Origin of the sequence: Streptomyces guryensis, assembly GCF_021261325.1 — a bacterium.
Lineage (GTDB): Bacteria > Actinomycetota > Actinomycetes > Streptomycetales > Streptomycetaceae > Streptomyces > Streptomyces guryensis.
Genome location: NZ_JAJSBI010000040.1, coordinates 1 through 9285, shown reverse-complemented (window position 1 = coordinate 9285; position 9285 = coordinate 1). Strand labels below are relative to the sequence as shown.

Genomic DNA, 9285 nt, shown 5'->3' with positions numbered 1-9285 from the left:
CCTGCTTGCAGATGAGCACCTCAACTCCCGTACGCCTGCTTGCAGATGACCGACTCCGGACTGTCCGCCTGCCAGCCCCCGTACTGTCGGCCCAGGGCGCACACGTCCGTGTTCTTCGTGTTCTTCGGGACCGGCTCGGACACGTCCGGGACCTCGACGCGGGGCCGCCCATGGTGCCCGGACCCGCGGTGCGCCTCGTGAGGACGGGGCCGCGGACGCGAGTGCTGCGGCGCCGGCGGTTCGGCCGGCGGACCGTGTCGCTCCGGCGGCTCGGGCTCCGGCCGCCGGGACGGGCCGACCCCCTCCGGCGCCTCATGGACCGGCGCCTGCACGATCTGCGGATTCCCGTCGTCGTCGGGGTACGGCGCCGACGGCGGGGACGGTGCCGGCGGCGGGCCGGAGACGGGCGGGCGCTCGATCGTCACACAGCCGGCGAGGGCCGAGACGGCCACGGTGACCAGGAGCGTTGCGGTGGTCGTCGTTCGATGCACCTGCGCAACGATGTCGGGCCCGGCGGTGCCGGTGGCACCGTATGAGCGAAGGATGCCCCGCGCGGGTGATCTCCCGCCCCGTACGGGGGGCCGGGCGGGCACCGCGGGTGACGTCAGTCGCCCGTGGCGCCGTCGATGCGTTCGCGGATCAGGTCGGCGTGGCCGTTGTGGCGGGCGTACTCCTCGATCATGTGGGTGTGGATCCAGCGCAGGTTGAAGCGCTCGCCGGTGCGACGGTGCTTGCCCTCGGAGGTGTCGTCCAGGGCGAAGCGGGCCGCGTTGCGCCGCGCGACCTCGATCTCGGCCTGCCAGGTGGCGTACGCCTCCGCCCAGGTGTCCGCCTCGGTGAGACGGAACTCGCCGTCCCGGTCCTCGTCGCTGTAGTAGACCGGACCCGCTTCCTCGTCCGTGAGGACCCGGCGGTACCAGGAGCGCTCGACCTCGGCCATGTGCCGCACCAACCCCATCAGGGACAGCGTGGACGGCTCCACGGCGGCGGTCCTGAGCTGCTCGTCGGTCAGGCCCTCGCACTTCCAGGCCAGGGTCTGCCGGTGGTAGTCCAGCCAGCCCTCCAACATGGTGCGTTCGTCGGCGGTGGTCGCGGGTTCACGGCGTTCGTTCGTCATGACCGCATCCTTTCCCAGCGGGATCCGAACAGACCACGAGTTTTCAGCCGCCGGCTACCGGCCGGGTACAGGTGGTGTCAGTCCACCTCCTGCGCGGCTTCGATTCCGTTGCAGGCCGGCCGCCGCCACGGCAGCCGTATGCTTCCGGCAGGACCCGGCAGGCAACCGCTAGAGGAGACCACCCCGTGAAGGTCGGCTGCATCGGACTCGGCGACATCGCGCAGAAGGCCTATCTTCCGGTGCTCGGTGGCCTCCCCGGGACCGAACTGCACCTGCAGACGCGTACGCCGGCGACGCTCGACCGGGTCGGCGACAGTCTCCACCTCCCCGCGGATCACCGGCACGTCACCCTGGACGCCCTGCTCGGCCAGGACCTCGACGCCGCCTTCGTGCACACGCCCACCCTCACGCACCCGGAGATCGTGACCCGGCTCCTTGAGGCGGGCGTGCCGACCTACGTCGACAAGCCCCTCGCCTACGAACTCGCCGACTCCGAGCGGCTGGTGGCGCTCGCCGAGGAGCACGACGTCTCGCTCGCGGTCGGCTTCAACCGGCGCTTCGCACCCGGGTACACGCAGTGCGCCGAGCACCCGCGTGAGCTGATCCTCATGCAGAAGAACCGCATCGGGCTGCCGGAGGAGCCGCGCCCGATGATCCTCGACGACTTCATCCACGTCGTGGACACGCTGCGCTTCCTGGTGCCGGGGCCCGTCGACGACGTGACGGTACGCGCGCGTGTGGAGGACGGTCTGCTGCACCATGTCGTGCTGCAGCTGGCCGGGGACGGGTTCACCGCGCTGGGCGTGATGAACCGGCTCAGCGGTTCGGCGGAGGAGATCCTCGAGGTGTCCGGGCAGGACACAAAGCGGCAGGTCCTCAATCTTGCCGAGGTGATCGACCACAAGGGCCAGCCGACCCTGCGGCGGCGCGGCGACTGGGTGCCGGTGGCCCGTCAGCGTGGTATCGAACAGGCGGTGCTGGCCTTCCTCGACGCCGTCAGGGCGGGGAAGGTGCTCAGCGCCCGGGACGCACTGGCGACTCACGAACTGTGCGAACGGGTGGTACGTGCGGTTGAGGACCGGGCCGCCTGAGCCGGACCGCCCGTACGCCCTCGGCCGCGCACCACACGGTGAGGATCAGGAGCGCGGCGTGTACCGGCCAGTCGCCGTAGCGGACGTAGGGGGTGGTGCCGTGGACCAGTGGAATGTCATATACCACTGCCGAGCTGGAGCCCGTGCCGAGCCAGGAGCCCAGGCGCTGCCCGCTCGCCCCGTACACGGCCGACACCCCCGTCAGCGTCGCGTGCACCATCGGACGCCCCGTCTCCGCGGCGCGCAGCGCGGCGAGGGAGGCATGCTGCTCGGGGGCCCAGCTCTGCTGGAACGTCGACGTCGCGGACTGCGCTATCAGCACCTCGGCGCCGTCCTGGGCCAGATGACGGCTCATGTCGGGGAACGCGGACTCGAAGCAGACCATCGGTCCGATGCTCAGCCCGTGCCCAACGTTCATCACGACCTGTTCCGAGCCGCGCCTGCGGTCCTCGCCGGCTGCCTTGCCGACGGAGGTGGCCCAGCCCAGTACCGAGCGGAAGGGGACGTACTCGCCGAAGGGCACGAGCCGCATCTTGTCGTAGCGGTCGCCGGTCAGCCCGTCCGGGCCGACGAGCACCGAACTCTTGTAGATGCCGGGCCTTTCGGAGCGCCGGGCGTCCACGTTGACCAGGATGTCGGACCCCGTCTCGCGCGAGAGGGCCGCGATCCGCTTCGCGAGGTCGGGCCGTTCACCGAGGTCGAATCCGACGCTGCTCTCGCCCCACACGATCAGGTTCGGGTGCTGCCCGGCGAGCTGCCGGGTGAGCTGTTCCTCGCGGTCGAAGCGCTTGTCGGCGCTGCCGGCGCCGTCGATGACGCCCGGCTGCACGACGGCGATCCGCGTCTGGCCGTCCACGTCCGGACGCGGTGACCACACCCAGGCCGCCGAGGTGGCGGCGGCGGTCGCGACCAGTCCCGCCATGGCCGGAACCCAGACCACAGTGGTATGTGACATGCCACTGACCCGCGGCACCACCACCCCGGCGACAGCCACATTGACGGCCACCAGCAGGAAGCTCAGCAGCCACACCCCGCCGACCGAGGCGAGCCGCAGCGCGGGCTCCACCTGCCACTGACTGGAGCCGAGCATGCCCCAGGGGCCGCCCAGCCCCTGCCAGGAGCGCACGAGCTCGGCCATCAGCCAGGCCGACGGCAGCACGAGGAGCGCGGCCAGGCCGCGCCCCGGCCCGGGCGCCCCGCCCAGGAAACGCCGCACCAGCCAGCCCCAGGGCGCCCACAGCGCGCCAAGCAGCGCGGCGATGATGAAGATGAACACGTTCAGGCTCGGCAGAAGCCAGTGGTGTACGGCCACCATGTAGCCGAACCCGCCGCACCAGCCGTCGTAGGCCGCCCGTTTCCCGGTGGGCGCGGAGCGGACCAGCACGATCCAGGGGACCAGCGCCACGTAGGCGAACCACCACAGCGAGGGGGCGGGGAACGTGAACACGGGCAGGGCGCCCGCCAGCGCGGCGATCGCCGAGCGCCGCCATGGGGAGGCGAGCCATTGACCAAAGGTCTTCATAGGCGCCTCCCTACCCGGCGGTGGCTCCAGTGTGCGTTCTTTCGGTGATCGGGGACAGAGGGCCGCCGGATCACTCGGCCACAGGGGCGACATGCGGCTCGGGGAGGCGCCGCCACTTCTCCTCCACGACGACCTCGCGCAGCCGCCAGCCGTCGTGGGTCCGCAGCAGCCCGAAGGCATAACGGCCGCCGCACACGAAGTCGGGAGCGGCCGGTCCTCCGCCGTCGGCCGCGAACCGCATCGGATTGACGTAGTCGGCCCGTACCCGCGCGGTGTCGCCGACGTCCTGCTCCAGCGTTCCGAACCGCACCCGGCGATTGACGATGAGATGCTGCCGCATCGGGAAGAGCAGCATGCTCTCGGCAAGCCAGGCGGCGACCTGGCCCACACCCCCCTCGATGCCACCGGCCGAGCGGTAGTCCGCGCGCCCGTCGGGTGTGAACAGCCCCCGGTACGCCTTCCAGTCGCCGTCGTCCACGGCGGCTGCGTAGTCGGTGACCACTTCGTCGACGGCCAGCCGGTCCATCACGGTCGCGAGCTCCACACGCTGCGTCATCGGCTCAGTGTTGGGCATGGGACGGGCCGGGCCAAGGGGGTGCGCGGCGACGACACAAGTTCGTTGTCAGCGCCCGTCGTTCGGCCTCGGGCGATTCCTATACTGACCGGATGATCACCATTCCGATCGGCGCGCTCGAAGTGGCCATGGTCCAGTCGGGCGCCAGGGCCGCGGACACGTTACGGGATACCGCCGAGTGCGCCCGGCACATCGAGGAGCTCGGCTACGTCCGGCTCTGGTACGCCGAGCACCACCACTCCCCGGCCATCGGAGCGTTTCCGCCCGTTGTCCTGACCGCGCACGCGGCCGCGCTGACGTCGTCCATACGGCTCGGCTCCGGGGGCGTGCTCGCCCCGAACCACGCCCCGATCATGCTGGCGGAGCAGTTCGGCACGCTGGCCGCACTGCACTCGGGCCGGATCGACCTGGGTATCGGCCGCGGCCCGGGCACGTTCGACGAACCGACGGCGCGGGCCCTGCGGCGCGGGGCCGGGCCGACGACGGACGACGAGTACCGGGACGACGTGTCGGCCACCCTGCGTTTCCTGGTGGACGAGGTCGCGCTCGACCCGCTGCCGGAGCCGTGGCTGCTTGCGTCGAGTACGGCCGGTGCGGCGCTCGCCGCGGAACTCGGACTGCCGATCGCCTTCGCCCATCACATCCGCCCGGACAACACCCTCGCCGCGCTCGATCACTACCGGGCGCGTTTCTCCCCATCCCGCTGGTGCGCACGCCCCCGCGTGCTGGTCTGCGTGGAAACGGTCTGCGCCGAGACACAGCAGGAGGCGGCCTGGCTGGCCGGCCCGATGGATGTCGTCAAGGCCGGCCTCCTCAAGGGGCGGGGCGACATCCCCTTCCCGACTCCCGAAGAGGCTGCCGCCCACTCGTTCACCACCGAGGAGGAGCGGGCTGTGACGGGCTTCCGCGTCCAACAGGCCCACGGCTCGCCCGACATCGTCGCGAAGCAGCTGACGGCCCTGGTGGAGGTGACCCGCGCGGACGAACTCATGCTGGTGACGCCCATCTATGCGCCGGCCGACCGTCTGCGGTCGTACCAACTCGTCAAAGAGCAGGTCGCCCCAGCGGTGTGAGGCGGGAACACCGCGGCGAACCGTGGTCAACGGTTCGTGCCCTGGAAGATCCGGTCCAGGTGGTGGTGCAGGACCTCCGCGGCCGCCTTGGGACTGCGCCGGCCGACGAGGACGCTCGTGCCGAGCCCCGCGGACAGGGCGAGCAGGCTGACCGCCTCCATCCGCGCGTCCACGCCGGGGCGCAGGAGGCCCGCCTCCCCGGCTTGCCGGAGGAGGGTGGTCAGGGCCTCCTCGGCGGCGTCGGGGTCCTTGACGAAGGGCTGGGCGGCAAGGGCCTCGCCGGTCACTGCCAGCACCGCGTACGAGGTGCAGAGAAGGTGGAAGGTGCGGCTCTCCTCGTCGGTCGGCAGTGCTGTCATCAACAGCGCCTCTGCCGTCGCGCGCGGGCCAGGGCCGTCTCCCGCCGCGGAGACCCGGGTGGCGACCCGCTGCCCGAACCTCCGGAACGCGCCGCGCAGTGGCTCGACGAGACACTCGCCGGACTCGGCCTCGACCGCGTCCACCTCGTCGGGTTCCTCGTACGGCGGCTGGCTCGCCCTGAACCAGGCGCACCTCAGGCCCGATCGCCTCGCCTCGGTCACCCTGCTCGAACCCGGCGGCCTGGAGAAGTTCGGACTGCGCTTCTTCGTCTGGATCTTCGCGAGCCTGTTCGCGACCTTCGCCCCCAAGGCCCTGCGCCCGCGCCTCGCGCGCCGGCTGGAGCAGCCGGTGCTGATCATGCCGGAACTGCGCTCGATGATCAGGCTGGCCGTCCGCGCCTATCGCATCCGGCGCCAGGCTCCGCTGCCGCTGTCCGACGCCGGACTGTCCACCGTGCGCACCCCGCTCTATCTGGTGCTCGGCAGGCGAAGCCTGCTGGTGCACCCGCGGCGGCAGGTGGAGCGGGTGCCGCGCCTGGTGCCGGGCGCCCGGGCCGAGATCGTCTCAAGTACCGGTCAGGGACCGCAGATCGACCATGCGGACGAGGTCAACCGCCGGATGCTGGGCTTCATGGACGCCGTCGGCTGACGTCCGCCCTTCAGGCCGCCTCGATGACGTCGCTCTGGATCGCTGCCGCCCACTCGACCACCAACAGCTCGTACTCCGCGCGCTCCTGAGCCGACAGGGAACCGCCCGCGCGCATCCACAGCGCACGGATCTGCTCGTTGACCTCGGCGGCAGAACGCACGGAACCAGGGGTTAAGGAATGGGGGGACATGCGCACAAGCCTAGGGGCAAGCACTGACACTGCGCTACCGGACGGCTACCCATGCCGTATGTCATTGGTCACGGATTTTCGCGGGGCCGCTCGGAGCTGCAACTTCCGTACCGCGGCGGAGCGTTGAAGTCCGCGGGCCCGCCGGAGAGGCAGGGCCTGGTCAGCCCGCCGACTCCGCCGCGTGCGGGCTCAGTACGCCCGCGCTGACCAGGGCGATGATGACGATGCCCAGCGCGATGCGGTACCAGACGAAGGGCATGAAGCTCCTGGTCGAGATGAACTTCATGAACCACTTCGAGCGTCGAGGTCCTGAGCGGCTTTGACCTGCTGTTTCCACTACTCTTCAAGATCGAATGGGAGAGCAGTGGGAGATGGCACTTTCCAGACTTCTTCTTCACCGGTGATTCGGCCCGCAGGCCGTCATCGACTGCATCGTCCATGAGCACGCTGAACACGAGCCTCCTCACGAACGCCGCCCCGAGCGCGGAGGTCCGCAAGGGCAATCAGGCAGGCTGGACCGTCCGGATCAACGACGCCCAGCTGACGCTGGGCGGACCGAGAGTGACCGCGCCCGAGATCTGGCGCACCACCTCCACGCCGGCACCGTTCGATGTCATCACGTCCGCGACCCTCTCCCTGAAGGTCCCCGCCAACCACTACGGATACGAGGGCCGCAGCCACTCCCTCTGCTACGCCGACGCACAGGCGGAAGACCAGTACCAGTGGTTCGAGACCGCCTTCATGGACACCCCGCTGCGCACCGTCGTGGGAACCACGGCGCCCTTCGCGCTCGACCCTCACCACGAATCATGCGCCGCCGTCGGCCCGGGGATGTACATGCACCAGGTGGCGTGGCCCTTCACCCGGCTCGTCATCGGGGACCTGGACGAGCTCATCAGCCGGTGGGCCGCCTGGCTCGCCCAGGCTGCGACCGGCCAACTCGCCCATCCCAGCCACATGCCCGAGCGTGACCCCCAGGGCTCCTGGAGGCGATGACCGGGGGCTGCACCGCAGTCGGCACAGCCCCTCGCGTTCCCGTGACGCCGGACGGACACACCACGGGCCCCGGGGGAGACGACCTCCCCGGGGCCCGGTGTATGGAGTCGTAATGTTCAACGACGGCGTGACGCTGTCGTCACGCCTCGGGCTGTGAAGGCTCCATCTGGCGCAGGCAGTACACGCACCGGGAGGCCGAGTCGACGTGGCCCATTCGACGCGGCCCATGCACCACCGGCAGTTCCCGCGTTCACGCACCGGCCCTGGCCGACGGCGAAGCCCGGGCAGGTCATGATCGCCAAGCAACTACGTGTCAGTGTCCGGTCGGTGGAGCGCTGGCGGCGGTGTTGGCGGGAGGGCGGAAGCGGGGCGCTGGGCACGTCGGGTCCGGCGAAGCGACCGAAGGTCGGCGACATGGACTTCGCCGTGCTCGAGCCGCTGCTGCTGGACGGAGCGATGGCTGTGGGCTGGGCGGATGAGCGATGGACGCTCTCGCGCGTGCAGCTGCTGATCGCGGACCAACCTGGGGTGTTGTTGTCGATCCGCGGTATGTGGGAGTTGTTGCGGCGGCACGGTTGGTCGTGTCAGCAGCCCGCCCGCCGGACCATCGAGCGGGACGATGAGGCGGTGGCCGGCACCTGGCAGGAGAAGCCGTGCCGGATCAGCAGCTTGCGGACCCCTTGCAGGGTGTAGCTCTTGTGAAACCGACGGCCGATCACGGTCTTGACCCTCGAGAGCGTTCCACCGCTGATCCGGCCAGCCGTGCGCGACCGGGCCCCTTGGCCAACTCCGCCTCCAGCTGCACGAACTGGGCCTCGCTCAACCTCGGCGGCGACGCCGAGCCGGCCGACCGCAGAGCGCGCGGGCCACCCTTGTCCCAGGCTCGCCGCCACCGCTGCACCTACCGGACGCTGACCCGTAACTCCTTTGCGATCACCGAGCTGGGCTCGCCTCGGTCGAACCCCTCGTCCGCCGTCATCCGGATCCCCTCACGGAACTGCCGACGTTCGTCCGACAGACCCCCGCCCTGCGCGTACCTCAGGACAACGGCGTACCGCGAGAACCAAGCCCTGTCAGCGTCTACCACGACCCGAGTTCAAGCTCAGTAGCCCGAGAAACAGCACCGTCGAGGAGCTCCGCCCGGTCACGTGCGTGCAGTCTCTGTCGCATGGAGCCCCGCCATCTGAGTGGCGCTCCGCCTGAGGCCCGGGCGCTGAACAACCAGTCCTCGTCCACCCGGCTGGCCAATCCCAGGGCCTCGACGATTCCGGTCGAAAAGATCCGATCGGTGTGCCCCAGCACCCAGATGACGGGATCCGCGATACCGAAGCATTCGGTTAACTGCCCTACCTCGGCAACGAGAACCTCTGTGTGCCTGAACCACAGACGGAGCACGTCCGCGTATTTGTAGAGGGTGTCGGCACCTGCTCTAACCGTCCTTTCGAACCATGACTCGCGGAACAGGTGAAGGATCACGAAGAGAAACTGGTACGGCACCGCGAAGGTTGGCAGCCGTGTGCTCCCGTCCAGCACCTCGACAGATTGGACGGTGGCGACTACCACCAGCACCTCGTCGACCTGAGGGGCCACGAAGTTTCCGGACAGGCACCCAATAGGGTTGTCTTGGACAAGGAAACGAGGAAGAAGTGGCGCCACCCAGTAAGTACTCGCCGGAGTTCCGTGAGGAAGCCGTCCAGATCGCATTGAGGTCAAG

11 protein-coding genes and 3 pseudogenes are annotated in these 9285 nt (G+C 69.9%); 5 read left to right on the top strand and 9 right to left on the bottom strand.

Features of this window, described 5'->3' with window-relative positions:
- Positions 1-20: 20 nt before the first annotated feature.
- Together LJ657_RS44120 and LJ657_RS44115 are read right to left on the bottom strand one after the other, a co-directional pair.
- Positions 21-491: a hypothetical protein gene (locus LJ657_RS44120; protein ID WP_232655358.1), complete on the bottom strand. Its 471-nt coding sequence runs from the start codon at positions 489-491 to the stop codon at positions 21-23.
- Between the two features lie 113 nt (positions 492-604).
- Positions 605-1117, bottom strand: coding sequence for a DinB family protein (locus LJ657_RS44115; RefSeq protein ID WP_232655357.1), 513 nt, complete (start codon positions 1115-1117; stop codon positions 605-607).
- Between the two features lie 185 nt (positions 1118-1302).
- Here LJ657_RS44115 and LJ657_RS44110 point away from each other — a divergent pair, with 185 nt between their 5' ends.
- Positions 1303-2208, top strand: a complete 906-nt coding sequence (locus tag LJ657_RS44110; protein WP_232655356.1) for a Gfo/Idh/MocA family protein — start codon at positions 1303-1305, stop codon at positions 2206-2208.
- On the opposite strand, the gene lnt is transcribed toward LJ657_RS44110, so the two are convergent.
- Both lnt and LJ657_RS44100 read right to left on the bottom strand, forming a co-directional pair.
- Positions 2132-3730, bottom strand: a complete 1599-nt coding sequence (lnt, locus tag LJ657_RS44105) for an apolipoprotein N-acyltransferase (RefSeq protein WP_232655355.1) — start codon at positions 3728-3730, stop codon at positions 2132-2134. The two genes, LJ657_RS44110 and lnt, sit on opposite strands and share 77 nt — an antisense overlap.
- A gap of 70 nt (positions 3731-3800) precedes the next feature.
- Positions 3801-4286 (bottom strand): nuclear transport factor 2 family protein, encoded by a 486-nt coding sequence (locus tag LJ657_RS44100; RefSeq protein WP_232655354.1) that lies wholly within the window; start codon positions 4284-4286, stop codon positions 3801-3803.
- A gap of 110 nt (positions 4287-4396) precedes the next feature.
- Between LJ657_RS44100 and LJ657_RS44095 the strand changes: the two genes are divergently transcribed.
- Complete coding sequence (locus LJ657_RS44095; protein ID WP_232655353.1) at positions 4397-5377, top strand: LLM class flavin-dependent oxidoreductase; 981 nt, start codon at positions 4397-4399, stop codon at positions 5375-5377.
- A gap of 26 nt (positions 5378-5403) precedes the next feature.
- Here the strand turns inward: LJ657_RS44095 and LJ657_RS44090 are convergent.
- Positions 5404-5817 (bottom strand): annotated as a pseudogene (locus tag LJ657_RS44090) (TetR family transcriptional regulator C-terminal domain-containing protein); the annotation flags it as partial.
- Between LJ657_RS44090 and LJ657_RS44085 the strand changes: the two are divergent.
- A pseudogene (locus LJ657_RS44085) lies at positions 5770-6385 on the top strand (alpha/beta fold hydrolase); the annotation flags it as partial. The pseudogenes LJ657_RS44090 and LJ657_RS44085 overlap by 48 nt on opposite strands.
- A gap of 10 nt (positions 6386-6395) precedes the next feature.
- On the opposite strand, the gene LJ657_RS44080 reads toward LJ657_RS44085, so the two are convergent.
- Positions 6396-6575 (bottom strand): hypothetical protein, encoded by a 180-nt coding sequence (locus LJ657_RS44080; RefSeq protein WP_232655352.1) that lies wholly within the window; start codon positions 6573-6575, stop codon positions 6396-6398.
- Between the two features lie 160 nt (positions 6576-6735).
- Positions 6736-6867: pseudogene (locus tag LJ657_RS44075) on the bottom strand (undecaprenyl-diphosphatase); the annotation flags it as partial.
- 146 nt (positions 6868-7013) lie between these two features.
- On the opposite strand from LJ657_RS44075, the gene LJ657_RS44070 reads away from it, so the two are divergent.
- Together LJ657_RS44070 and LJ657_RS48435 are read left to right on the top strand one after the other, a co-directional pair.
- Positions 7014-7571, top strand: a complete 558-nt coding sequence (locus LJ657_RS44070; protein WP_232655351.1) for a hypothetical protein — start codon at positions 7014-7016, stop codon at positions 7569-7571.
- Between the two features lie 291 nt (positions 7572-7862).
- Positions 7863-8264, top strand: coding sequence for a winged helix-turn-helix domain-containing protein (locus tag LJ657_RS48435; RefSeq protein WP_443735576.1), 402 nt, complete (start codon positions 7863-7865; stop codon positions 8262-8264).
- Here the strand turns inward: LJ657_RS48435 and LJ657_RS48430 are convergent.
- Both LJ657_RS48430 and LJ657_RS49265 read right to left on the bottom strand, forming a co-directional pair.
- The gene (locus tag LJ657_RS48430; protein ID WP_308117142.1) at positions 8156-8464 is read right to left on the bottom strand and encodes a helix-turn-helix domain-containing protein; all 309 of its coding nucleotides are present in this window, start codon (positions 8462-8464) and stop codon (positions 8156-8158) included. The two genes, LJ657_RS48435 and LJ657_RS48430, sit on opposite strands and share 109 nt — an antisense overlap.
- Positions 8465-8651: 187 nt before the next feature.
- Positions 8652-9161 (bottom strand): hypothetical protein, encoded by a 510-nt coding sequence (locus tag LJ657_RS49265; RefSeq protein ID WP_232655349.1) that lies wholly within the window; start codon positions 9159-9161, stop codon positions 8652-8654.
- Between the last annotated feature and the right edge of the window lie 124 nt (positions 9162-9285).

Excerpts from the sequence above, each read along its gene's own strand:
- LJ657_RS48435 (WP_443735576.1), top strand. The coding sequence starts at position 7,863 with ATGATCGCCAAGCAACTACGTGTCAGTGTCCGGTCGGTGGAGCGCTGG.
- LJ657_RS44100 (WP_232655354.1), bottom strand. The coding sequence starts at position 4,286 with ATGACGCAGCGTGTGGAGCTCGCGACCGTGATGGACCGGCTGGCCGTC.
- LJ657_RS44115 (WP_232655357.1), bottom strand. The coding sequence starts at position 1,117 with ATGACGAACGAACGCCGTGAACCCGCGACCACCGCCGACGAACGCACC.
- LJ657_RS44070 (WP_232655351.1), top strand. The coding sequence starts at position 7,014 with ATGAGCACGCTGAACACGAGCCTCCTCACGAACGCCGCCCCGAGCGCG.
- lnt (WP_232655355.1), bottom strand. The coding sequence starts at position 3,730 with ATGAAGACCTTTGGTCAATGGCTCGCCTCCCCATGGCGGCGCTCGGCG.
- LJ657_RS44095 (WP_232655353.1), top strand. The coding sequence starts at position 4,397 with ATGATCACCATTCCGATCGGCGCGCTCGAAGTGGCCATGGTCCAGTCG.
- LJ657_RS44080 (WP_232655352.1), bottom strand. The coding sequence starts at position 6,575 with ATGTCCCCCCATTCCTTAACCCCTGGTTCCGTGCGTTCTGCCGCCGAG.